Annotated in this window: 22 protein-coding genes; 14 read left to right on the forward strand and 8 right to left on the reverse strand. The window is 30.7% G+C overall.

The window, feature by feature from the left end; translation table 11 throughout:
• Positions 1-187: 187 nt before the first annotated feature.
• Both MKD41_RS15205 and MKD41_RS15210 read left to right on the forward strand, forming a co-directional pair.
• Entirely contained in the window at positions 188-526 is a 339-nt protein-coding gene (locus MKD41_RS15205; protein ID WP_240243194.1) for a P-II family nitrogen regulator, read from the forward strand.
• 24 nt (positions 527-550) lie between these two features.
• Positions 551-1,792, forward strand: a complete 1,242-nt coding sequence (locus MKD41_RS15210) for an ammonium transporter (protein ID WP_240243195.1) — start codon at positions 551-553, stop codon at positions 1,790-1,792.
• A 71-nt stretch (positions 1,793-1,863) separates the two neighbouring features.
• Here the strand turns inward: MKD41_RS15210 and MKD41_RS15215 are convergent, their stop codons facing one another.
• Positions 1,864-2,481, reverse strand: coding sequence for a DUF1684 domain-containing protein (locus tag MKD41_RS15215; protein WP_240243196.1), 618 nt, complete (start codon positions 2,479-2,481; stop codon positions 1,864-1,866).
• 390 nt (positions 2,482-2,871) lie between these two features.
• On the opposite strand from MKD41_RS15215, the gene MKD41_RS15220 reads away from it, so the two are divergent.
• Entirely contained in the window at positions 2,872-3,933 is a 1,062-nt protein-coding gene (locus MKD41_RS15220; RefSeq protein ID WP_240243197.1) for a glycoside hydrolase family 5 protein, read from the forward strand.
• Positions 3,934-3,987: 54 nt separating this feature from the next.
• On the opposite strand, the gene MKD41_RS15225 is transcribed toward MKD41_RS15220, so the two are convergent.
• Entirely contained in the window at positions 3,988-4,755 is a 768-nt protein-coding gene (locus MKD41_RS15225) for a DeoR/GlpR family DNA-binding transcription regulator (protein WP_240243198.1), read from the reverse strand.
• Positions 4,756-5,039: 284 nt separating this feature from the next.
• On the opposite strand from MKD41_RS15225, the gene MKD41_RS15230 reads away from it, so the two are divergent.
• The 4 genes from MKD41_RS15230 (at position 5,040) to MKD41_RS15245 (ending at position 10,739) form a co-directional block, all read left to right on the forward strand.
• Complete coding sequence (locus MKD41_RS15230; RefSeq protein ID WP_240243199.1) at positions 5,040-6,599, forward strand: glycerol-3-phosphate dehydrogenase/oxidase; 1,560 nt, start codon at positions 5,040-5,042, stop codon at positions 6,597-6,599.
• A 19-nt stretch (positions 6,600-6,618) separates the two neighbouring features.
• Positions 6,619-7,956: a glycerol-3-phosphate transporter gene (gene glpT / locus MKD41_RS15235; RefSeq protein ID WP_240243200.1), complete on the forward strand. Its 1,338-nt coding sequence runs from the start codon at positions 6,619-6,621 to the stop codon at positions 7,954-7,956.
• Between the two features lie 63 nt (positions 7,957-8,019).
• Entirely contained in the window at positions 8,020-9,369 is a 1,350-nt protein-coding gene (locus MKD41_RS15240; protein WP_240243201.1) for a glycerophosphodiester phosphodiesterase family protein, read from the forward strand.
• A 26-nt stretch (positions 9,370-9,395) separates the two neighbouring features.
• Positions 9,396-10,739, forward strand: coding sequence for an OprO/OprP family phosphate-selective porin (locus MKD41_RS15245; protein WP_240243202.1), 1,344 nt, complete (start codon positions 9,396-9,398; stop codon positions 10,737-10,739).
• 118 nt (positions 10,740-10,857) lie between these two features.
• Here MKD41_RS15245 and trpB read toward each other — a convergent pair whose 3' ends face one another.
• From trpB to MKD41_RS15275, 6 genes are all read right to left on the reverse strand, one after another.
• Positions 10,858-12,063 (reverse strand): tryptophan synthase subunit beta, encoded by a 1,206-nt coding sequence (gene trpB / locus MKD41_RS15250; RefSeq protein ID WP_240243203.1) that lies wholly within the window; start codon positions 12,061-12,063, stop codon positions 10,858-10,860.
• Positions 12,064-12,089: 26 nt separating this feature from the next.
• Positions 12,090-13,268: a methylmalonyl-CoA mutase family protein gene (locus MKD41_RS15255; RefSeq protein WP_240243204.1), complete on the reverse strand. Its 1,179-nt coding sequence runs from the start codon at positions 13,266-13,268 to the stop codon at positions 12,090-12,092.
• A complete protein-coding gene (locus tag MKD41_RS15260) occupies positions 13,258-14,562 on the reverse strand; it encodes a methylmalonyl-CoA mutase family protein (RefSeq protein ID WP_240243205.1) in 1,305 nt (434 codons plus the stop codon). The genes MKD41_RS15255 and MKD41_RS15260 overlap by 11 nt, the downstream gene beginning before the upstream one ends.
• 40 nt (positions 14,563-14,602) lie before the next feature.
• Entirely contained in the window at positions 14,603-14,920 is a 318-nt protein-coding gene (locus MKD41_RS15265; protein WP_240243206.1) for an FtsB family cell division protein, read from the reverse strand.
• A gap of 4 nt (positions 14,921-14,924) precedes the next feature.
• Positions 14,925-15,530, reverse strand: coding sequence for a uridine kinase (gene udk, locus MKD41_RS15270; RefSeq protein ID WP_240243207.1), 606 nt, complete (start codon positions 15,528-15,530; stop codon positions 14,925-14,927).
• Between the two features lie 154 nt (positions 15,531-15,684).
• Positions 15,685-15,834 (reverse strand): hypothetical protein, encoded by a 150-nt coding sequence (locus tag MKD41_RS15275; RefSeq protein ID WP_240243208.1) that lies wholly within the window; start codon positions 15,832-15,834, stop codon positions 15,685-15,687.
• Positions 15,835-16,192: 358 nt separating this feature from the next.
• Between MKD41_RS15275 and rfbA the strand changes: the two genes are divergently transcribed.
• The 7 genes from rfbA (at position 16,193) to MKD41_RS15310 (ending at position 23,379) form a co-directional block, all read left to right on the forward strand.
• The gene (gene rfbA, locus MKD41_RS15280; RefSeq protein WP_240243209.1) at positions 16,193-17,068 is read left to right on the forward strand and encodes a glucose-1-phosphate thymidylyltransferase RfbA; all 876 of its coding nucleotides are present in this window, start codon (positions 16,193-16,195) and stop codon (positions 17,066-17,068) included.
• A 114-nt stretch (positions 17,069-17,182) separates the two neighbouring features.
• Positions 17,183-17,755 (forward strand): dTDP-4-dehydrorhamnose 3,5-epimerase, encoded by a 573-nt coding sequence (gene rfbC / locus MKD41_RS15285; protein WP_240243210.1) that lies wholly within the window; start codon positions 17,183-17,185, stop codon positions 17,753-17,755.
• Positions 17,748-18,608 (forward strand): dTDP-4-dehydrorhamnose reductase, encoded by an 861-nt coding sequence (rfbD, locus tag MKD41_RS15290; RefSeq protein WP_240243211.1) that lies wholly within the window; start codon positions 17,748-17,750, stop codon positions 18,606-18,608. Before rfbC ends, rfbD begins: the two co-directional genes overlap by 8 nt.
• A 3-nt stretch (positions 18,609-18,611) precedes the next feature.
• On the forward strand, positions 18,612-19,622 hold the full coding sequence (rfbB, locus tag MKD41_RS15295; RefSeq protein WP_240243212.1) for a dTDP-glucose 4,6-dehydratase: 1,011 nt from the start codon (positions 18,612-18,614) through the stop codon (positions 19,620-19,622).
• Between the two features lie 67 nt (positions 19,623-19,689).
• On the forward strand, positions 19,690-20,973 hold the full coding sequence (locus tag MKD41_RS15300; RefSeq protein WP_240243213.1) for a nucleotide sugar dehydrogenase: 1,284 nt from the start codon (positions 19,690-19,692) through the stop codon (positions 20,971-20,973).
• A 78-nt stretch (positions 20,974-21,051) separates the two neighbouring features.
• The gene (locus MKD41_RS15305; protein ID WP_240243214.1) at positions 21,052-22,383 is read left to right on the forward strand and encodes a UDP-glucose dehydrogenase family protein; all 1,332 of its coding nucleotides are present in this window, start codon (positions 21,052-21,054) and stop codon (positions 22,381-22,383) included.
• Between the two features lie 27 nt (positions 22,384-22,410).
• Entirely contained in the window at positions 22,411-23,379 is a 969-nt protein-coding gene (locus tag MKD41_RS15310; protein WP_240243215.1) for a Gfo/Idh/MocA family protein, read from the forward strand.
• Positions 23,380-23,461 lie beyond the last annotated feature (82 nt).

Genomic DNA, 23,461 nt, shown 5'->3' on the forward strand with positions numbered 1-23,461 from the left:
AAGTGTTGTTAGGCAATTTTTTTTAATAATGTTTATGAATTTTATTCTATGTAATATGTATGTGTGTAAATTTTTAGGGTTAAAATTGAATATATGGTAAAAATGATATTTTGACCCTTTAAAAATTAGGGGGTTAAGATATTTTATTTATTTTTGATATTAAATCAATTATATAAACCGTTTTATTATGAAGAAAATTGAAGCAATAATAAGAAAATCAAAGTTTGTAGAAGTTAAGGAAGCTTTGCATGAGATTGGAGTTAATTTTTTTAGCTATTGGGATGTGACCGGAGTTGGAAATGAGAAAAAAGGACATGTGTATCGTGGTGTGAGTTATAGTACATCAGAGTTGCAAAGAAGATACTTGTCAATTGTGGTTTCAGATCCTTTTTTAGAGAAAACAATAGATACTATTTTAAAAACGGCATATACTGGTGCGGTTGGAGATGGGAAAATATTTGTTTCTGATATTGAGGAAACTTATAGAATTAGAACAAAAGAAAGAGGGGTAGAGTCGTTAAATTAAAATAAAGAGAGGGTTACTATTATTATGGAGGAAACACTATTTACAGTAAATAATGTATGGATGATGATTTGTACTGCATTAGTATTTTTAATGCATTTAGGATTTTCATTATTAGAAATTGGATTAACAAGACAAAAAAACACAATTAATATACTTTTTAAAAACGTATTTATTATTTGTATCGGATTAATATTATATGCCTTGGTTGGTTTTAATTTAATGTATCCGGGTTCATTTATCGCAGGAGTTATTCCAGATTATTTTATTGATTTATTTGGATTAACTTTACCTGAAAATGGATTAACTGCAGAATATGCAGATGGAGGTTATACTTTTTGGACCGACTTTTTATTTCAGGGTATGTTTGCTGCTACCGCGGCAACAATTGTATCTGGAGCGGTAGCTGAAAGAATTAAATTAGGGGCGTTTATGATTTTTACAATTGTTTATGTTGGTTTAGTTTATCCAATTGTAGGTTCTTGGAAATGGGGAGCTGGTTGGTTAGATGAGTTAGGCTTTTATGATTTTGCAGGTTCTACTTTAGTGCATTCAGTAGGTGGTTGGGCTGCTTTAGTGGCGGTTTGGTTATTGGGAGCTAGACTAGGTAAATTTAAAAAAGATGGTTCTGTAGGTGCTATTCCTGGACATAATATGCCTTTTGCAACTGCAGGTGTGTTTATTTTATGGTTAGGATGGTTTGGATTTAATGGAGGTTCTGTGCTTTCTGCCGCTCCAGGTGCTACATCTTTAGTGTTGGTTACTACTTGTGTTGCAGCTGCCTCAGGTGGAATGTCTGCGTTCTTAGTTTCATTATTCAAGTATAAACAATTTGATTTATCGATGTTTTTAAATGGTATATTAGGTGGTTTGGTTGGTATTACTGCGGGAGCTGATTTAATGAGTGTAACAGATGCTATTGTTATTGGGTTTATTGCAGGTGGATTGATTGTTGTTGGTGTTTCATTTATAGATAGATTAAAACTAGACGATCCTGTTGGTGCAATTGCAGTTCATTTAATTTGTGGTATTTGGGGAACTTTAGCTGTAGGGATTTTCGGTGATTTAGCTAGCTGGTCTCAATTGGGTTACCAAGCTATTGGAGTTGTTTCAATAGGAGTTACTTGTTTAATTTCTTCGTATGCGATTATTAAAACATTAAAAAGCACTATAGGTATAAGAGTTTCTAAAGAAGAAGAGCAAGAAGGGTTAGATATACATGAACATGGTATGGATGCATATCCAGATTTTCGTTTGAATCAACATTAATTATATTTAATTATTTTAGAAAATATAAGATTATTTTCAAAGCCTGGTCAATTTAAATTGGTCAGGCTTTTTTAATGGGATTTATTGTAGGTTTTAACTCCAACTAAAATTGCAACAGCTAGGTTGTTTTCAATTGGAGGTATTGGGCAAGAAAACTTATGATTGTAGGCGCAATAGGGGTTGTATGATTTGTTGAAATCTATAATAATAGTATTGCTATCTTTTTTAGGGGTTTCTATGTCAATATAGCGTCCTCCTCCGTAAGAAGTTGTGCCGTTAGAGGTGTCTTTGTAAGGTAGGAAAAGTAGATTTTCATCGCTATATGATGTGCTGGTGGTTTGGTGTTGATATAAACTTAGCTCTAGTTTTTTGCCATTTAAAGTGAAAGTTGCAATACCGTATTTTCTGTATAGAGGAAGTCGGTCTGTTGTGGTTGGCATTGCAAAAATAGGGGTATTGGGAGTTAATTCAAAATTTGCTTCAACTTTATAGGTTTCGTCAATATCAAAAAAGTCTAAAGATTTAAATGTTTTTAAATCCTCTTTTGTGAGAGGAGATTCTTTTGGGGTGGCAAACTGTGTGTTTAGTTTGTATTGAAATTGTTTAATTTCTTCTGTGTAGGAGTTTGTTTTTGTTGAGCAGTTTGTAAATAAAAATATTGAATATATAATTAAATGAAGCTTTTTCATAGCTAATTGAGATTTAATAATTTTGAATTGTGTTGTGCAAAAATAGTGTTGTTGTATTAAATTATTGTTGTATTGTGTAAAATAGTTTGGGTTTAATTATTGGGATGTCGTTTTAGATGGTTAGAGATGTTAGTGGTTCTGTTTGTAAATTATTTTATGTTGAATAGTGTTCTAAAAGTGAGATGGTATATTGTAAAATGGTTTTTGATTGGATGTTTGTGGTTGTTTACTGTTGTTTGTGTATTTATTCTTAGAAATATGTTTGTAATGGAGGGTTGGTTAGATTTAAATGATGTTTTTGTATCAAAAAATGTAATTTTTTAATTAAATAAAAAAATAGTTATTGAGTATTTTTGATTAGTGAATTTTTGTATTTTAAAATAACTAATTATGAAAAAAATAATAATAGCACAATTGGTGTTTGTTTTTTTAATGGTATTTGTATCATGTGGAAATAAACAAGAGAAAAAAGAGGTAAGGGTGGTAGAGGAAGTTCAAGAGCTTGTTGGGTCTGGGGAGTTAAGTAGGATTAGTGTAAAGGGTAATAAATTTATTAATGCTGAAGGGGTTGAGGTTGTTTTTAGGGGTTTAGATACAAGTGATCCTGATAAGTTGGAGAAAGACGGGTATTGGAATTTAGATTACTTTAAAGAAATGAAAAAATGGGGAGCTACAATTGCTAGATTTCCTGTGCATCCAAAAGCTTGGAGAGAACGAGGTAAAGAAGCTTACTTAAAGTTAATTGATGATGGTTTAGCTTGGGCTGCTGAGGTTGGTGTGTATGTAATTATTGATTGGCATAGTATTGGAAATTTAAAAGAAGATAAATATTATTTACCGATGTATGAAACAACATTTGAGGAAACAGAAGATTTTTGGCGTACAATGTCTGTTCGGTATAAAGATAATCCAACTTTAGCTTTTTTTGAATTGTTTAATGAGCCAACTGTTAATAATGGTGAATTGGGTAGTTGTACTTGGGTTGAGTGGAAGGAATTGATGGAGAGACTTATTAGTGTTGTTAGAGAAAACGGGTGTCAAACTGTTCCGTTGGTTGCAGGGTTTAATTGGGGTTATGATCTAACTCCTTTAAAAACTAATCCAATTGCTGCTGAAGGAATAGGGTATATTAGTCATCCGTATCCGCAAAAAAGAGAAAAACCTTGGGAATCTAAATGGACTGATGATTGGGGGTTTGCCGCTGAAAAATATCCTTTAATTTTATCTGAAATTGGTTTTTGTGGGCCTGATGATAAAGGGGCTCATATTCCTGTAATTAGTGATGAGTCTTATGGTGATGCTATTACAAAATATGCAGATGAACGTGGGATTTCTTATACGGTTTGGGTATTTGATCCTGATTGGTCTCCAATGTTGTTTAACGATTGGGATTATACGCCATCGCGTCAGGGAAGGTATTTTAAAAAGGTTTTACAAAGCTATAATAAGTAATTAAAAAAATCCCTCTTCCAATTTTGAAAGCGGGATTTTTTTGTAGGTGTGTTCTTAGGCAAGAGTTACATCTATGCCTAATTCTTCTAATTTTTCTTTTATTTTGTGATCTAATTTTTTATCTGTAATTATTTGGTCAACATCTTCAAGTCCGCAAATTTTTCCGAAACCTTTTTTTCCAAATTTAGAAGAGTCAGCTAGTACAATTATTTTTTGAGCAGCTTTAATCATTTCTTTGTTTAAAGAAGCTTCCATAGAATTTGTGGTGGTTAATCCAAAATCAATATCTATTCCATCAACACCTAAAAATAATTTTGTAAACGTAAATTCTTTAAGCATTTTTTCGCTTGTTGGTCCTATTACTGAAGAGGAGCTTCGTCTTACAATTCCGCCTAATTGTATTACATCAATATTTGGATTTTCTGCTAGAATTAAAGCAGTGTTTAATGATGCTGTAAGAACGGTTAGGCCTTCAACGGGTTTTAAATGTTTGGCAAATTCAATTACGGATGTTCCGGATGCTATAATAATACTATCGTTTGGTTTTAAAATTAAACCAGCTGCAATCGCAATTCTTGTTTTTTCTTTTTTATTGATTTTTTCTTTAATGTTAACATGGTGTTCAGTAGTGTAGGGGTTAGATGGAATTGCTCTTCCGTGAGAGCGGAAAAGTAAATTTTTTTCTTCTAAGGCTTTTAGGTCTTTTCTAATAGTAACTAGTGATACTCCAAATTCTTGACTTAGGTCTGCGACTTCTACAAAACCATCATTTTCAAGTTTTTTTAAAATTAATTTGTGACGTTCGGCTATGTTTAAAAGCATTTTCAAGTATTTTGTTTAACAAATATACGGTAATGTTAGTTTATTTCGAAGCGTTTCGAAATATTTTTTTGCTTGCCGATTTTGTGAAACTTAGTAATGTTCTAGTTGTTATTTCTCTTTTAGTAATCAGTTGTTTAGCTTTTTATTTCGATAAGAAATGTTTGAGAAATATGACAAAAGTCATAATATGTTAAAAAAAACAAAAAAAAACTTTCGAAATGTTTCTAAAAGATTTACTTTTACCCTGTAATAGAAAAATACTATTCGTTTAAAATATTTGAAATATGAAAAGAGATGAAATGATTTCGAGGGTGAAGAGTCATTCAGAGGAATTCGATTTTATAATTATTGGTGGAGGAGCCACTGGAATTGGAATAGCTTTGGAAGCTTCTGCTAGAGGGTATTCTGTTGTTTTATTAGAAATGTCTGATTTTACAAAGTCAACCTCGAGTAAGGCTACGAAACTAATGCATGGAGGTGTTCGTTATTTGGCGCAAGGTGATGTTGGTTTGGTAAGAGAAGCTGTTGTGGAGCGTGGTTTAATGATACAGAATGCTCCTCATTTAGTTAAAAGTCAGTCGTTTATAATTCCTACACATGGTCTTTTTGATGAGGTTTTGTATACTGTGGGTTTAACGTTTTATGATTTGTTAGCTGGGAAATTAAGTTTGGGTAGATCAAAAAGAATTTCAAAAAAGAAAACATTAGAGCGTATTTCATTGATTAACCCGAAGAAGATATCTGCAGGGGTAGTGTATTATGATGGTCAGTTTGATGATTCTCGTTTAGCTATAAATACTTTGCAAAGTGCTGTGGAAAAAGGTGCTGTTGTTTTGAATTATTGCAATGTAACAGGGTTGGTTAAAGATGGTGATGGAAAAGTAAAAGGGGTTTCATTTGTTGATGGAGAAACTTCTGAAAAACATCAAGTAATGGGTAAGCAAATTGTAAATGCTACAGGTGTGTTTGCTGATGATATATTACAAATGGATGCTCCAGGTGCTGAAAAAACAATAGCTCCAAGTCAAGGTGTGCATTTAATTTTAGATAAATCTTTTTTACCAGGCGATGATGCGATAACAATTCCTAAAACAGATGATGGGCGTGTGTTATTTTTGGTTCCTTGGCATAATAAAGTAATTATTGGTACAACTGATACTCCAATTGAAAAAGAATCTTTAGAGCCTGTGGCTTTAGAAGAAGAAATAGGGTTTATTTTAGATACGGCTAGTAGGTATTTAACAAAAGCTCCAAAACGAAGTGATGTCTTAAGTGTTTTTGCAGGGTTACGTCCATTAGCTGCTACAAAAGGAAAAGGAAATAAAACGAAAGAGATTTCTAGAAGTCATAAAATTTATACATCTGATTCTGGTTTGTTAACTATAGTTGGTGGTAAATGGACAACATTTAGAAGAATGGGGCAAGATTTAGTTGATAAAGCAGAGAAAAATCACGGTTGGCCTCGTATTTCTTCTAAAACAATACATTTAAAAATTCATGGGTATAAAGAAAATGTAGATTATGACAATCCTTTGTATTTCTATGGTTCAGATGAAGATGCTATCTTAAAGTTAGCTTCACAAAATGGAAATAAAAATTATATAAGTAAAAAACTTCAGGTTATAGAAGCTCAAGTATTGTGGGCTGTGGAACATGAAATGTGTCGTACAGTTGAAGATTTTTTAGCACGTAGAACAAGGTGTCAATTATTAGATGCTAGAGAGAGTATAAAAATGGCTCCTAGGGTGGCAGAGATTATGGCCTCTGCGTTAGAAAAAGATGAATCTTGGATTGAAAAACAAGTTCAAGATTATATTGCAGTAACGTTAAATTACATATTATAATAAATTATAAATCAATGTCATGATAAATTTTTTTAAACCCGCAGCGCATAAAGAATTATTGCCTTCCGATAAAATAGATTCGACTTATAAACGATTACGTTTTCAGGTATTTGTAGGTATTTTTATTGGATATGCAGGGTATTATTTAGTTAGAAAAGTATTCTCTTTAGCAATGCCAGATTTAATTGCTTTAGGGTTTTCAAAAACAGAATTGGGTTTTGCACTTTCAGGTGTTTCTATTGCTTATGGTTTAAGTAAATTTATTATGGGGAATGTTTCTGATAGAAGTAATGCTAGAAATTTTCTTACAGCAGGTCTTGTGCTATCGGCGTTAACTATGATTTTAATGGGGACGCTTCCTGTTGCAACATCTTCAGTGTTTATAATGTTTGTGTTACTTATACTTAATGGATGGTTTCAAGGTATGGGATGGCCTCCTTGTGGAAGGGTAATGGTGCATTGGTTTTCTATTAGAGAACGCGGAACTAAAATGTCTATATGGAATGTAGCACATAATGTTGGAGGAGGAATAATTGGACCTTTAGCAATATTAGGTGTTGCAATTTTTGCAGATTGGCAAGCTAAATTGTATTTCCCGGGTTTTATAGCGTTAGGTGTTGCTGTAATTACGTGGTTTTTAATGAGAGATACTCCGCAATCATGTGGTCTTCCAAATATTGAAACCTATAAAAATGATTTTCCTCCTAATTATTCTGAAAAATTTGAGGAAGAAATGACGGCCAAAGAAATATTCTTTAAATATATTTTAAAAAATAAATTATTGTGGTCTATTGCCTTTGCAAACGCCTTTGTTTACTTAGTGAGATATGGTGTTTTAGACTGGGCCCCATTGTATTTAGAAGAAGCAAAAGGATTTTCAATTAAAGAATCTGGATGGGCATATTTTGCCTATGAATGGGCTGGGATACCAGGAACACTTTTGTGTGGATATTTAAGTGATAAAGTATTTAAAGGTAAAAGAGCTCCTGTAAGTATTATATATATGGCTTTAGTTTTTGTCTCAATATATATGTATTGGACAAGTCAATCAATTTTAGCAAACTCTATAGCGTTAATTTGTATTGGATTTTTAATCTATGGACCAGTAATGTTAATAGGTGTTCATGCATTGGATTTGGTTCCTAAAAAAGCAGCGGGTACAGCTGCAGGTTTAACAGGTTTATTTGGGTATTTAGGGGGCGCATTATTTGCTAATATAGCAATGGGTGCAGTAGTAGATACTTGGGGATGGTCTGGTGGATTTGTAGTGTTGTTAAGTTCATGTGTTATAGCAATTTTATTAATTGGTTTTTCTTGGTTGCAAGAGAGAAGAGGGTATAATGGTATTCATGTGTAATAAATAATCATTTGTAAGAATTATAATAATAAATAAGAGTATTAATCAATAAATATTAAATAAATGACTAAACTATTTTTTAAAAAAATACCAGTAGGTATTGCGCTTCTTATGCTCCTTGGAGTTGTAGGATGTGATGATGATATTAAAGATTTAAGTAATGAGATTCAAGCTGATTCTATTGAATTGAAAACTGTAAATGCTGAAACTAAAGCTGTGATTGATCAATTGTTAATTGATGCTCCAGATGCTATTATTGCTCATAGAGGTACAACTTTTTGGGCTCCAGAAGAAACAGAAGCTGCTTTTCGTTGGGCTCGTAATATGGGTGCAGATTACCTTGAAATTGATATTCAAAAAACATCTGATGGTATATTATTAGCGCTTCATGATAATAACCTTCGTAGAACTTCAAATGTTGAAAGTATTTATCCAGGAAGAGCGGATTACGATTTAAGTAAATTTACGTTAAAAGAGCTTAGAGCACTTGATGCGGGGACTTGGTTTAATGAGGATGTGCCAGATAATGCACGATTAGAGTTTGTAGATCAAAAGATTTCAACTTTAAAAGATGTATTGCTAATTGCTGAGGGTATGAAAGTGAAAAGAGATGAAAATAGAAACCCTTATTATAAAAAAGAAGATGGTACTGAAACGTTAAACTTAGAGGAATCAACCGGAGAATTTGTTTTTGTTGAGGATGAAGTTGATAATGGAAATAGACCAGGTATATATATTGAAACTAAAGAACCTTGGAGATTTTCAGGAATGGAAAAAGCACTTGCTGAAGTTTTAAAAAGTAATGGTTGGTTAGCTACAGATAATCCAAAAAATATACCAACAACTCCAGGTAAAGTTGGTGTAGCAAATACTAAATCTCGTATTATTTTACAAACGTTTTCTTGGCAAAGTGTTCTTCTTTTGGAGGAATTTTTACCAAATATACCTAAATGTATGTTGCTTTGGAAAGGTGGATACGATAATCTAGTAGATGATGATGCAGATATGATTGCTGACGTGTTGAACTTTTCTGTAGATAATAACGTACATATTATTGGGCCTTCAATTGCTGGTGCTCCAAATGGGTATGATGATTTATCTGCTCCTTGGATGAATGAAATGTATCACCGTTCTGGTTTTGTAATTCATGCATATTCTTTTGATACAGATGATCAATTGAAAAAATACAACGGAGACTATTATTATACAGGTCTAGAATCACGTTTTGATAATCCAAATCGTACATTGCAAGGTGAATGGTCAGGTAAAATTGGAAGAGAGAATTTTATTGATGGAGGTTTTACAAATTTAACAGATCTTTCTTTAGAATATCAAGGTAGAGCAACACCTGGTGTTACTGCTCAAACAGTATTAGAAGATCTTGGGTATGGAACCTATATTGGTAGAAATTAAATTTAGTAATAATAAAATTTGAAATAATGAATAAATTAAAAAATATATCGCTCTTAGTAGTCTCTTTTGCATTTATGTGTACAGGAGTTATTACAGCTCAAGAAACTGACGGAGTAGTTACTGGAGAAAAAGGAATTATTAATTTTAAAACAAATGATGGCGATTATAAATGGTCATTTGGTGGACGTGCTTATATGGATGGTGATTATTATATGGAAGATGCTACCGATTTAAGTTCAAAAACAACTTTAAGTGATGTTCGTTTATATGCAAAAGCTTCTTGGAAAAAATGGGATGCAAAAATTAATTTTAGTTTTGCAAATAATAAAGTAAGTGCAAAAGATATCTATTTAAGATATGCTATAAGTGATCATAGCTCTATTAAAGTTGGTAATTTCTTTGAACCTTATGGTATTCAAGGATCAATATCTAGTAAAGACACAAAATTTATAGGTAATTCTTTTTCAGGTGAAGCATTTGGTATTGGTAGAACTGTGGGTATTGCTTATACTACATTTTCAGATAAATATTTTATTTCAGGAGGTTTATTTGGTAGTGAAATAGGAAATACAGAAATGGGAGATGGTGGTTATAGTGTGACGGGGAAAGCCTTATATAGTCCAATTGTTGAAGATGATATGAATTTTCATATTGGTGCTTCAGCTTCATATAGATTACCTGATGCAAATGGGTTTGATGAAACTTATAATGATGATGACTATAATAGAGAAGTAGTTTATGCTGCAGGTCCTGAAGATAAATTTTTAAATGCTGTTGTAAATCATGCGGGGAATGAATTAAAATTTAATGCTCAATTGTTGGGAACTTATGGTCGCTTTATGTTGCAATCAGAATATTATTACAATAAAGTTTATCGTAATTCTAATTATGAGCTTCAATTCGAAAATTCAACTCCAGATATGTGGGGATGGCCTTCTTCTCCTCAAGACCTTGAAGATTGGTATGGTGAACAAAGAGATATTGAAACCGATGGTTTCTATGTTCAAGCGGGTTATTTATTAATGGGTAATAATTATTCTTATAATTCGTCTTATGCATATTTAAATCGTCCAAAAGCAGGTTCTTTAGAATTATTAGCTCGTTTCAATCAAACAAATTTAAATGATATTGATGGTATTTTTATGCAAGATAAATTTTGGAATGCTGACCCTTTAAAAGCGGCTGCGGGACAAACAAATTATAGTGTTGGTGGAGGAGAAAGTATTGATTATTCTATAGGTTTAAATTATTATATGAGTGATAATGTTATGTTCCGTCTTAATTATACTTATATGGATATTGATAATTTATATTATAGACAAGATGATAATATCTCGTTTGTAAAAGCAAGAATTCAAGTTAATTTTTAAAAAGAATGATTATAATTAATTTTAATTACAAAAGCTCCATTTAATATTTGTAAAACCCATAATTTAGGATAAAATCTAAGTTATGGGTTTTTTTAATTTATTTTATTGAAGTTGATAATTATTCAGAAATGCCATAATTTTCTACAACATAATCTAAGTCTTTATCTCCACGACCACTTAGATTAACTAAAATAGATTGTTTAGGGTTTTCTTTTGCTAATTTAAATGCGTGCGCTACAGCATGTGCACTTTCTAAAGCAGGTATAATCCCTTCCATTCTGCTTAATTCAAAAAAGGCATCTATACATTCTTTGTCTGAAATGGTTGTGTAATTAACTTTCTTTAAATCTTTTAACATACTGTGTTCTGGGCCAACTCCCGGATAATCTAAACCACTGGCGATAGAATGAACAGGCGCAGGTTCGCCTTTTTCATCTTGTAAGGTGTAGCATTTAAATCCATGAATAATTCCAGGTTTTCCTAGAGTCATAGTTGCAGCATGGTCACCTAAAGTTTCTAGCGATTTACCGCCTGGTTCAACACCAAAAAGTTTACATTCTTCATTTTCTAAAAATGCTGAAAATATTCCCATTGCATTACTTCCACCTCCAACACAAGCTACAACGTTATCAGGTAATTCTCCAGTCATTTCAAAAAATTGATCTTTGGCTTCAATACCAACAATACGTTGAAAATCGCGGACCATCATTGGAAAAGGGTGTGGTCCTACTACAGAACCAATACAATAAATTGAAGTTACTGGGTCTTTTAAATATGCTTCAAAAGCGCTGTCAACAGCTTCTTTTAGTGTTTTTAAACCGTGTGTTACTGGAACTACTGTGGCTCCAAGAATTTTCATTCTAAGTACATTTGGATATTCTTTTTCAATATCTACTTCACCCATATGAATTTCACATTCTAGACCAAAATATGCTGCTGCTGTAGCTAGAGCAACACCATGTTGTCCGGCTCCAGTTTCGGCAATTAATTTCTTTTTTCCCATGTGTTTGGCAAGTAACGCTTCTCCCATACAATGGTTTAGTTTATGTGCGCCAGTATGATTTAAGTCTTCACGTTTTAAATAAATTTGACCACCATATTTTTGTGATAAACGGTGACAATGATAAACTGGAGTAGGTCTGCCTTGAAAATGCTTTCGAATATCACGAAGTTCTGAAATGAATTTATGAGATTTACTTATTGAAAAATAAGCATCATTAATTTTTTTCATTTCTTCTTCTAGTTGTGGAGGTATAAATGCTCCACCATACTCGTTAAAAAATCCTTCTTTGTTTGGGTGATTTTTAAAATAATTGTCAGACATTCTATAAATTTTAAGATAATATTGTGTTAATTCTTGATGTTTTTATAAAGAAGCTCTAAAGTACTATATTTTTCAATTTTTTTTATAATTAATTCTAGTAAGTTTTCTTTATTTTCTTTTGCTTTTGAATTGGAAGATGTTACACTTTCTTGTTGTAGTTGTTTAGAAAAGTCGCCATTTTTCTGAATTTCTTTAAAAAATTGCCACGTATCGTTTAAGATTTCTTCTGTAAGTTTTTCAATAGTTGCTGAGCCAGCCCAAGGATCAACTGTTTTTGAAACAAAAGTTTGTTGTTGGATAAAATCAGAAATTAAGTTGTTTGATAGTATACTTTGTATACCACTTAAAAATGCAGTGTTTACTTTGTTGTAATTGTTAAAGTTGTTAAGGGCGTGGATTTGCAATGCTAAAGATTGTTGCTCTTTTGGGGTGAATTCTAATAACATTTTAGCCCAAAGCATTCTTGTTGCTCTTATTTTAGAGATTTCAAAAAAATAGTCTTCTTTAATAGTATAATTATAAGAGATTTTTTTTGCAATTGTATCTATTTTAATTCCTTTTGAAATGCAATAACTAATACTTTTAGAAGTAGCTGATAAAAAGTAAGCTACGTCTGTTTTAGTAGATTTTTGGGTGTGAGTTATGGGTGTGGTAATTGCAATAGTATTAAAATTTGGTAAATTTTTGATTGTATATTTTAATATAGTTTCAACTGTATTTTGCTGAAAATAACTATCAATTATTGTGTTTTTAGGAGTTAAGTTTACTGAGAGGTTTAAGTTTTCTTGAGGGATTTTTAATTGTTTTGTAGCTGCAATAAACAGGCTTAAAACAGTTAAAATAGAGTTGTTTGTACTTAGTGTAATTGATAATTTTTCTAAATGAATTTTATGAAGTAATATTTTCATTGCTTCAATAGAAGGTGTAGAAACACCTGAAACTGTTTCGTGAGAAGTACCTGTATTTATATCTAATACAAAAAAATTGTAACCTTTTAAAAGATGTTCTTTAATAAATGTATTGCTTTTTTCTGGTGAAGGAAAATCAACTAAAATATGTGTTTTTAAAGGTTTTTGAAGGTACATTGTGCTATTTATACCTCTTAAAAAAGGAGCGGTTCCGGCAATATAATTTTCATGTTCAAAAAAAGTGTTTTTTTTGTTTTGAACCGTAATTTCTATGTCTGAAAAATCTTTACGCTTCATTTTTTCTTATTTTTTGTTCCACCTTTTCAGATAATCTTTTAGAAAGTATTGGAGTTATTAATGTTTTTTGCGGTTTGTTTTTTGTGTTTTCTATTAAAGTAGGTTTTAAGTTGCTCTCTGTTTTATCTAAAAAAAGTTTAGAGTCAAATTCGAGTTGTTCTTTTTGAGCGTTTTCTGCTATTTTTCGTTGTATAGTTCCTTCTTTTAATTGATTTAAAAAACCACCACTTTTTTCAATATCCTTAAAAATTAGTAAAGCTTTTTCTGCTAATTGTTTGGTTAAAGATTCAATATAGTAAGAGTCTTCAGTGGTATCTTTTTTATCTTTAAACTGCTGTATAAGGTCTAAGAGTTGTTGTTGATCTTCGGTGAATTTATGCGAACTATTATATTCATCTATGTTAATTGTATTTGCACCTCCTAAAACAGCACTTACAGTTTCGGATGTTAAACGAAATGTGTTTATTGAAGTGTTGAATAAAGTTTTATTTCTTAAACTTGGTGTTGTGTAAATTTTAGCAATGGCAGAAGTATTGTAGTTGCTTAATATTAAATTATAAAGGTATCGAAAAGCTCTAATTTTAGCTATTTCAAAAAAATAATTGCTTCCTATGGAAAATTTAAATTGAATGGTATTTGCAATTTCGCTACCGTATTTTGTTAAATATTCATTTGCATGCGCTAGCGCGTAGGCAATTTGTTGTGTGGTATTAGCGCCAGCATTTTGGTATGTGATTGCATCAACGCTTAAAATAAATGTTTTAGGGTTGTTTTTTATAAAACTTTCAAGTAATGAAAAATTGTTATTAGACGTTTTAAACCAGTTTCCGGTTTTGGTTAAATTACCAATAGGATCAATATTTAAATAAAAAGTTTCAGCTTGTAAAGTGTTATAAAGTTCATTGATGAAGTTTTCAGATAAAAAGTTTAAATCAAAATGAAATTCAATATTAATTTTCAATAAATTTTTAAATACTTCTAAAGTATTAAAAGCTTGTGTAGCTTTAAATAAAATTGCGGTTATGCCTTTTTTTATAGCTGATTGTGCTTCAGAATTAGCTGTGGTTTCTGATGTTATAACAATGGTTTTACAGGTTTTAAAACCTGTTTCGGGTGTTGGAACAACTACTTTTTCAAAAGTGTCTGCATGGTAAAAGGGTTTTATTGTAATACCTTCAGTTGTTTTTGTTAAAAGTGTTTTGTTGTAATCTGCTCCGTCTAATTCAAATTGAATTTTTTGTTTCCAAGCGGCCGCAGAACTTGTTTGAAATTCATTTGTTAAAAAATTAGACATAGTTTTAAGTGTTGAATAAGTATGAAATAAAAGTACGTTATTATTTTGCTATGGTGTCATATTGTATGATATAAATTTCTTCGTTTTCTTTTTTCATTTTGTATTCTTCTCTAGCAAATTTTTCTAATTCTTCAGTATCATCAAGGTTTTTAATTAATTCGTCGTCTTTTTTAATTTCATTAATATAATACTCTTTTTCGCTTTTAAGTTTTTCAATTTCTAGGTTAAACTCTCTATGGTTAAGCCAAGAATTTTCATCAAAAAAGGTCATCCAAATTATAAATGTTACTAGAATTAACACATATTTGTTTGAGATGAATTTTACAATTGGTTTGTTTAGAAACTGCTTTAATTTCATTAAATTACAATTTATGACTTATAACGGTTCTAACGATGTCGATAGCTACGGTATTGTATCTGTCGTTTGGAATAATAATGTCTGCATAGTTTTTAGTTGGTTCAATAAATTGTTGATGCATAGGTTTTAGAGTGTTTTGGTATCGTGTTAATACTTCATTTACATCTCTGCCTCGTTCTTCAATATCTCGCCTAACCCTTCTAATTAAACGTTCGTCAGTATCTGCATGAACAAATATTTTAATATCGAAAATATCGCGTAATTCTTTGTTGTTAAAAATTAAAATTCCTTCAACAATTATTACTTTCCGTGGGTGTGTAATTAGCGTGTCTATAGTGCGGTCGTGGGTAACAAAAGAATAGACGGGTTGCTCAATAATTTCTCCTTTTCTAAGTGCTTTTAAGTGACTTACCAATAAATCGAAATCGATAGCTTTTGGGTGGTCAAAATTAATTTTTTTTCGTTCTTCATAACTTAAATTATGAGTTGCATGGTAGTATGAGTCTTGTGAAATAACACAAACTTCATCTGCGGGTAATTCGTTTAGTATTTGGTTTACTACGGTTGTTTTACCACTTCCTGTTCCTCCGGCAATTCCTATTATTAACATCTATTTTTTTATATATTTTTACAAATTTAGGGAATATTAAACAAGAAATAATAATCAGTTGTTGAAAAATAGTGATTCGAAAAAAAACAAATCCTTTTTACCTTTAAAAAATACGTGTTTTAAATATCTTTTGTGCTAGGTTTAAAATGTATAATTAACTGCTGTAATTTTTTAAAAAATCTTCAAAAGGCATCGGTATTAATTTTTTTGAAGAATAATAATCTAAATATGTTTTGTAATCTTTTAATGCTATAGGGTTTGTTTGTTTTGTTGTAGAGGAATTTTGTGAGGAATTGCTGCTCATAAATTAAATAATTAAGGGGGTTTTGTTATTGTGTTAAAATTTAAAATTGTTGTATTTTTTTTAAAAAAAGTTAAAATATGAAAAAATATTGTAAAATATTTAAATAAAATGAATATTTATTAAGATTTGTGTTTTTTTAAATGAGGTTTGGTGTTTAAGATGCTAAATTGTTTTTAAGATGTGAAAATAGCACTAAAATGGTACTGAATTTTAAATAAATGAAGCCGTAGAGTTTCTTTAAAAGCAATTGCTATTCAATATTAATTGGTTATTTTTGTTGAAATCTAGATTTTAAATACTAAAGTGTAGAATTTCCGTTTTTAAATTATGAAATGGTTGAAATAATAAATAGTTACAAATGAAAGGAATAATTTTAGCAGGGGGTTCAGGAACACGCTTATATCCAATAACTAAAGGTACTTCAAAACAATTGTTGGCTATTTATGATAAGCCTATGATTTATTATCCGCTTTCTATTTTAATGCTTTCTGGAATAACAGAAATATTAATAATTTCAACTCCTCAAGATTTACCGAATTTTAAAAAATTATTGGGAAATGGTAAATCCATTGGAATGCGGTTTGAATATGTTGAACAGCCATCTCCAGATGGATTAGCACAAGCGTTTATTTTAGGAGAAAAATTTATTGGAGATGATGATGTTTGTTTAATTCTAGGAGATAATATTTTTTATGGTGCAGGTATGGAAAAGCGTTTAAACGATGCTGTTTTATCTGTAAAAGAAAATAAGAAAGCAACAATTTTTGGGTATTATGTGCAAGATCCAAATAGATATGGAGTCGCAGAATTTGATGCAGAAAAAAATGTATTAAGCATTGAAGAGAAACCAGAAAAACCTAAAAGCAATTATGCTGTTGTGGGCTTGTATTTTTATCCGAATAGTGTAGTTAAAATTGCTAAAAATATAAAGCCAAGTAAACGTGGCGAATTAGAAATTACAACGGTAAACCAAACCTATTTAGAACAGAAAAATTTAAAATTAGAATTGTTAGGAAGAGGTTATGCTTGGTTAGATACGGGAACTCAAGATTCTCTTTTAGAGGCTTCTAATTTTATTCAAACTATTGAAAAACGACAAGGTTTAAAAATTGCTTGTATAGAAGAAATTGCTTTTCAAATGGGCTATATAAATAAGGAAGAGTTATTGTTACTAGCAGAAGAATATAAAAATAATAGTTACGGCCAGTATTTATTGAATTTAGCAAGGCGATGATTAGGAGTTGTTTATGAGATGTAGAAGTGAAGATGAAATAAATTTATTGAGGTTTAGCGGTGTTGAGAGCTAAACCAATAAATATCAACAGAGAACTAGAATTAACAAATTTTAATGGAATTTATAAGAACAAATATACCAGAAGTAGTACTTTGTAAACCAACTGTTTTTAAAGATGATAGAGGTTATTTTTATGAAGTTTTTAAAAAAGAGTCTTTTGAAAAATTTATTGGTTATAGCGTAGATTTTTGTCAAGATAATGAAGCAAAATCTTCAAAAGGAGTACTGCGTGGTTTGCATTATCAATTACCACCTTTTGCACAATCTAAATTGGTGCGAGTTATAAAAGGAAAAGTATTGGATGTGGTAGTTGATATTAGAAAAAACTCTAAAACATTTGGCGAGAAAGTTATTGTTGAATTAAGTGAAGAAAATAAACACCAACTTTTTGTTCCTAAAGGATTTGCACACGGGTATTTAACTTTAAGCGATGATACTATTTTCTGTTATAAAGTAGATGCTTATTACAATAAAAAAGCAGAAAGAGGTATTTTGTATAACGACCAAGAACTTGCTATTGATTGGGGTTTTTCTGAAGATAAGTTAATTATTTCAGAAAAAGATAAAGTACAAGTGCCTTTTAACAAAGCCGATTTATTTGAACCAACTTTTAAGATGTATGAATAATGTTTTAATAACGGGTGCAAATGGTCAATTAGGGATTTCTTTACAAAGTATTGCAGAAAATTATCCGAATTATACTTGTTTTTTTGCAACTAAAAGTGTGTTAGATATTTCAGATTTTAATGCTGTTTCAAATTTTGTTAACGAGAATAAAATAAATATAATTATTAACTGTGCAGCATATACTGCTGTAGATAAGGCAGAAGATGAATTTGGCTTAGCAACTGAAATTAATCATTTGGCAGTAGAAAATTTAGCAGAAGTTTCTAAAAAGTATACTATTAAATTAATTCATATTTCAACAGATTATGTTTTTGATGGATATTCAAAAATACCTTATCTAGAAACAGCTACTACAAACCCTACAAATAATTATGGTAAGTCTAAATTAGAGGGTGAAAACGCTTTGTTGAAAGTAAATCCAGAAAATTCGGTGATTATAAGAACATCTTGGTTGTATTCTTTACACGGAACAAATTTTGTAAAAACTATGTTAAGGTTATTTAAAAGTAATAAAACTGTAAAAGTAGTTTCAGATCAAATAGGTTCTCCAACAAATGCTAATGATTTGGCAAATTTTTTATTTACAATAATTCCAAGTATAAAAAATAAAGAAGTTGAAACATATCATTATTCAAATAAAGGAACTTGTAGCTGGTTTCAATTTGCACAAGAAATAGCAAAAATAACCAATAGTGAGTGTACTATAGTTCCAATTTTATCAAAAGATTTTAATTCAAAAGTAAAAAGGCCAAAATATAGTTTGTTAAATACTGATAAAGTACAGCAAGTATTTAAAGTTGAAATACTATCTTGGCAAGATTCTTTAAAACAATGTTTAAATAAAATTAAGTAAATTATGAATTCTATTTTAGTTACAGGTGGAGCTGGATTTATCGGCTCAAATTTAGTCGAATATTTAGTTGCTAAGTATCCAGATTTTAAAATTGTAGTTGTAGATTCTTTAACGTATGCCGGCGATATAGAAAATTTAGATGCAGTAAAAAAATTGAAGAATTTTACTTTTGTACATGGTTCTATTTGCGATCGTGGTTTAATGGAACGTGTGTTTGAACATTATATAGTACACGGGGTTATTCATTTAGCTGCAGAATCTCACGTAGATAATTCAATAAGTAAACCAGATGTTTTTATAGAAACCAATGTTAAAGGAACATTTACGTTAATAGATGTAGCTTACAAATATTGGATGGAAAAGCCATTTGTGTATAAAAATGGGTTTGAAAATGCACGATTTTTACATGTTTCAACAGATGAGGTTTATGGAACTTTAGGTGAAACCGGATTGTTTACAGAAGAAACTCCGTATGCACCTAACTCTCCTTATAGTGCTTCAAAAGCAAGTAGTGATATGATTGTTAGAAGTTACCACCATACCTATGGTATGAACACAGTTATTACAAATTGTTCTAATAATTATGGTCCACATCAACACGATGAAAAATTAATACCAACAGTAATTAGAAAGGCATTAGCTGGGGAAGAAATTCCTATCTATGGTGATGGAAAAAATATTAGAGATTGGCTTTATGTTTTAGATCATTGTAAAGGGATTGATATGGTTTATGACTATGGGAAAAGTGGCGAAGTGTATAATATTGGCGGAAAAAATGAACGTAATAACAATTATATCGCAACTAAAATATGTGAGTTGTTAGATGATTTAGTGCCAAAAGAAACAAGTTATAAAGATCAAATTAAATATGTAGAGGACAGAGCTGGTCACGATTTTAGATATGCCATTGATGCTAGTAAAATTGAAAATGAATTAGGTTGGAAAGCAGCTGAAAACTTTGAGTCTGGGATATTAAAAACGGTTGAGTGGTATATTAACAAGTATAAAGGTTAAGGTATTAGTTTTGATTTTGTCAACAAATTCGAAGCTAATAACTAATGAGTAGCAACCAAAAATAAAAATGAAAAAACAAATAAAAATAGCAATTATAGGTTTAGGTTATGTAGGGTTGCCTTTAGCTAGGTTATTTGCAACTAAATATAATGTAATTGGTTTTGATATCAATAAAGAACGTATTGCTGAATTAAACAATGGGGTAGATAGTACTTTAGAGGTTTCAGAAGATGTTTTAAAAAATGTGCTTGTAACAAATTCAGAAAGTGAAAAAGGGTTGTATTGTACTACTTCATTAGAAGATATAAAAGATTGTAATTATTATATTGTAACAGTGCCAACGCCAGTTGATAAAAAAAACAAGCCAGATCTAACTCCATTAATTAAATCGAGTGAAGCTGTTGCAAGTGTTTTAAAACAAAACGATATTGTTATTTACGAATCTACAGTTTACCCAGGAGCAACAGAAGAAGTTTGTGTTCCAATTCTAGAAGAAATCTCAGGGCTTAATTTTAATAAAGATTTTTATGTTGGTTATTCTCCAGAACGTATTAATCCAGGAGATAAAGAACATACTGTTGATAAAATATTAAAAGTAACTTCGGGTTCAACGCATAAAATTGGTAAAAAAGTAGATGAGCTTTATACATCTGTAATTACCGCAGGAACACATTTAGCGCCAACAATTAAAGTTGCTGAAGCTGCAAAAGTGATAGAAAATTCGCAAAGAGATATTAATATTGCTTTTGTAAACGAATTGGCAAAAATATTTAATCTATTAAAAATTGATACGCAAGCGGTATTGGAAGCTGCAGGTACAAAATGGAATTTTTTACCATTTAAACCTGGTTTAGTTGGCGGACATTGTATTGGTGTAGATCCATATTACTTGGCGCAAAAAGCACAAGAAGTTGGTTATCATCCAGAAATTATTTTAGCAGGTAGGAGAATGAATGATAGTATGGGCAATTATGTAGCATCTGAAGTGGTAAAACTTTTAGTGCAACAAGATATTAAAGTAAAAAATTCAAGAATTTTAGTTCTAGGAATTACTTTTAAAGAAAACTGTCCGGATGTTAGAAATACAAAAGTAGTAGATGTAATAGAAAATCTAAAAGAGTTTGGTACAGATGTTACTATTTTTGATCCTTGGGCAAATAGTGCAGAAGTTAAGCAAGAATATGGTATTGAAACATTTAGAAATATGCCTCAAAATAAATTTGATGGAATTGTATTAGCAGTTTCTCATAAAGAATTTTTAGAAATAGATTTTAATAAATATTTGAATCCGAAAGGAATTATATACGATGTAAAAGGTTTTTTGAATTGTAAAGTACAGGGGAAGCTGTAGGGCTGAAAACTATGACTAAGACTGAAGATTAAGTCAAAGTAAGATTCAAATTAAAAGTTAAACGATAATAAATTAATAATGAATATAGTAGTAATAGGAACTGGATATGTAGGTTTAGTATCTGGTACTTGTTTTTCAGAAATGGGAAATAAAGTAACCTGTGTAGATATAGATACTAATAAAATTGAAAACTTAAAAAAATCAATTCTTCCAATTTTTGAACCTGGTTTAGCGCCAATGGTGAAAAAAAATATTGAGAGAAATACACTTCAGTTTACAACAAATCTAAAAGAAGCATTGGTAGATGCTGAAATAGTTTTTATAGCTGTTGGTACTCCAATGGGCGATGATGGATCTGCAGATTTGCAATATGTGCTAAAAGTAGCCGAAAATATTGGTGATCTTATGCAAAGAAACTTGGTAGTTGTAGATAAGTCAACTGTGCCAGTGGGTACGGCAGATAAAGTTAAAGAAACCATTCAAAAGCAACTTGATAAAAGAGGTATTGCTATTGAATTTGATATGGTTTCAAATCCTGAATTTTTAAAAGAAGGAGCTGCAATTAACGATTTTATGAAGCCAGATAGAGTGGTTATTGGTTATGAAGGAGCAACTGCTTTAGAAAAAATGAAGCAATTGTATACACCATTCTGTATGTCTCATGAACGTTTTATAGCAATGGATATTCGATCTGCAGAAATGACCAAATATGCGGCCAATGCTATGTTGGCAACAAAAATTTCATTTATGAATGAAATTGCTAATATTTGTGAAAAAGTAGGTGCAGATGCCAATCAGGTACGTATTGGAATTGGTTCAGATAAAAGAATTGGTTACAGTTTTATTTATCCTGGTTGTGGTTATGGAGGCTCTTGTTTTCCTAAAGATGTAAAAGCATTAAAAAAAATAGCTGAAGATCATAATTATACTCCTAAATTAATAACTTCTGTTGAAGAGGTTAATGATGCTCAAAAATTAATTATTTCTGAAAAAATAGTTGAAAAATACGGAGAAGATTTAACAGGGAAAGTGTTTGCAGTTTGGGGATTGGCTTTTAAACCAGGAACAGATGATATGCGAGAAGCTCCGGCAATTTATATTATAAAAGAATTGGTAAAAAGAGGTGCAACAATTAAGGCTTATGATCCAAAAGCGATGGAGGAAGCACAACTATTTTATTTAAAAGGAGTTGAAAATGTAGCTTATTTAAATTCTAAATACGAAACACTTCAAAAAGCAGATGCTATGTTGTTATTAACAGAATGGAAAGAATTTCGTTCACCAGATTTTGAAGAAATAAAAAAACAATTAAAAACACCTGTTATTTTTGATGGTAGAAATCAATATAATGTGTTTAATTTAGAAGAAAAAGGATTTGAATATTATCAAATAGGGAAACGAAACAACTAACACCTTATAACGCATAACAAATTAACAATGAAAAATTTCGCACTAATAGGAGCAAGTGGTTACATAGCTCCACGCCATATGAAAGCAATAAAAGAAACCAATAATAATTTAGTGGCTGCTTTAGATAAATTCGATAGTGTTGGTATTATAGATAGTTATTTTCCAAACGCAGACTTTTTTACAGAATTTGAGCGTTTCGATCGTCATATTTCAAAATTAAAATACGAACAAAAAACAAAACTAGATTATGTAAGTATTTGTACGCCAAATTATTTACACGATGCGCATATTCGTTTTGCATTACGACAAGGAGCTGATGCTATTTGTGAAAAACCTTTAGTTTTAAATCCTTGGAATATAGATGCATTAGCTCAAATAGAAAAAGAAACAGGTAATAAAATTTACAATATTTTACAATTAAGAGTACACCCTAGCATTATTGCTTTAAAAGAAAAAATTGCAAACGGACCAAAAGATAAAATCTACGATGTTGACTTAACGTATTTAACATCTCGCGGACATTGGTATTATACTTCTTGGAAAGGTGATGTTTCAAAAGCAGGAGGAATTGCAACCAATATTGGTGTGCATTTTTTTGATATGTTATCTTGGATTTTCGGCGACTTAAAACAAAATACCGTACATGTAAATACGCACGATAGATCTGCAGGATATTTAGAGTTTGAAAAAGCAAGAGTTCGCTGGTTTTTATCAATAAATTACGATGTTTTACCAGACGAAATTAAAGCAAAAGGGCAACGTACCTACAGATCAATTACTATTGAAGGTGAAGAACTTGAATTTAGTGGTGGATTTACAGATTTGCATACAGTTTCTTATGAAGAAATACTAAAAGGAAACGGTTATGGTATTGAAGATCCGCGCCAAGCCATTGAAATTGTTCATAATATTAGACATGCAGAACCAATTGGGGCAAAAGGAGAATTTCATCCATTTGTTAAAAAATCATTGGCAAAACATCCGTTTGAGAAGTAATATAGTATAAAAGTCAAAAGTCAAAAAGTTGTGAAGAAGAAGTAAAACAAAGTTATTTTTCTTAATACTCAATACCAGAGAC

The organism is Lutibacter sp. A64 (genome assembly GCF_022429565.1).
Classification (GTDB): Bacteria; Bacteroidota; Bacteroidia; order Flavobacteriales; family Flavobacteriaceae; genus Lutibacter.

Excerpts from the sequence above, each read along its gene's own strand:
- MKD41_RS15310 (WP_240243215.1), top strand. The coding sequence starts at position 22,411 with ATGAAAAATTTCGCACTAATAGGAGCAAGTGGTTACATAGCTCCACGC.
- MKD41_RS15225 (WP_240243198.1), bottom strand. The coding sequence starts at position 4,755 with ATGCTTTTAAACATAGCCGAACGTCACAAATTAATTTTAAAAAAACTT.
- MKD41_RS15265 (WP_240243206.1), bottom strand. The coding sequence starts at position 14,920 with ATGAAATTAAAGCAGTTTCTAAACAAACCAATTGTAAAATTCATCTCA.
- MKD41_RS15240 (WP_240243201.1), top strand. The coding sequence starts at position 8,020 with ATGACTAAACTATTTTTTAAAAAAATACCAGTAGGTATTGCGCTTCTT.
- rfbB (WP_240243212.1), top strand. The coding sequence starts at position 18,612 with ATGAATTCTATTTTAGTTACAGGTGGAGCTGGATTTATCGGCTCAAAT.
- rfbA (WP_240243209.1), top strand. The coding sequence starts at position 16,193 with ATGAAAGGAATAATTTTAGCAGGGGGTTCAGGAACACGCTTATATCCA.
- MKD41_RS15245 (WP_240243202.1), top strand. The coding sequence starts at position 9,396 with ATGAATAAATTAAAAAATATATCGCTCTTAGTAGTCTCTTTTGCATTT.
- glpT (WP_240243200.1), top strand. The coding sequence starts at position 6,619 with ATGATAAATTTTTTTAAACCCGCAGCGCATAAAGAATTATTGCCTTCC.
- MKD41_RS15300 (WP_240243213.1), top strand. The coding sequence starts at position 19,690 with ATGAAAAAACAAATAAAAATAGCAATTATAGGTTTAGGTTATGTAGGG.
- rfbD (WP_240243211.1), top strand. The coding sequence starts at position 17,748 with ATGAATAATGTTTTAATAACGGGTGCAAATGGTCAATTAGGGATTTCT.
- MKD41_RS15220 (WP_240243197.1), top strand. The coding sequence starts at position 2,872 with ATGAAAAAAATAATAATAGCACAATTGGTGTTTGTTTTTTTAATGGTA.
- MKD41_RS15305 (WP_240243214.1), top strand. The coding sequence starts at position 21,052 with ATGAATATAGTAGTAATAGGAACTGGATATGTAGGTTTAGTATCTGGT.
- MKD41_RS15255 (WP_240243204.1), bottom strand. The coding sequence starts at position 13,268 with ATGAAGCGTAAAGATTTTTCAGACATAGAAATTACGGTTCAAAACAAA.
- udk (WP_240243207.1), bottom strand. The coding sequence starts at position 15,530 with ATGTTAATAATAGGAATTGCCGGAGGAACAGGAAGTGGTAAAACAACC.
- MKD41_RS15275 (WP_240243208.1), bottom strand. The coding sequence starts at position 15,834 with ATGAGCAGCAATTCCTCACAAAATTCCTCTACAACAAAACAAACAAAC.
- MKD41_RS15205 (WP_240243194.1), top strand. The coding sequence starts at position 188 with ATGAAGAAAATTGAAGCAATAATAAGAAAATCAAAGTTTGTAGAAGTT.
- MKD41_RS15210 (WP_240243195.1), top strand. The coding sequence starts at position 551 with ATGGAGGAAACACTATTTACAGTAAATAATGTATGGATGATGATTTGT.
- MKD41_RS15260 (WP_240243205.1), bottom strand. The coding sequence starts at position 14,562 with ATGTCTAATTTTTTAACAAATGAATTTCAAACAAGTTCTGCGGCCGCT.
- MKD41_RS15215 (WP_240243196.1), bottom strand. The coding sequence starts at position 2,481 with ATGAAAAAGCTTCATTTAATTATATATTCAATATTTTTATTTACAAAC.
- rfbC (WP_240243210.1), top strand. The coding sequence starts at position 17,183 with ATGGAATTTATAAGAACAAATATACCAGAAGTAGTACTTTGTAAACCA.
- MKD41_RS15230 (WP_240243199.1), top strand. The coding sequence starts at position 5,040 with ATGAAAAGAGATGAAATGATTTCGAGGGTGAAGAGTCATTCAGAGGAA.
- trpB (WP_240243203.1), bottom strand. The coding sequence starts at position 12,063 with ATGTCTGACAATTATTTTAAAAATCACCCAAACAAAGAAGGATTTTTT.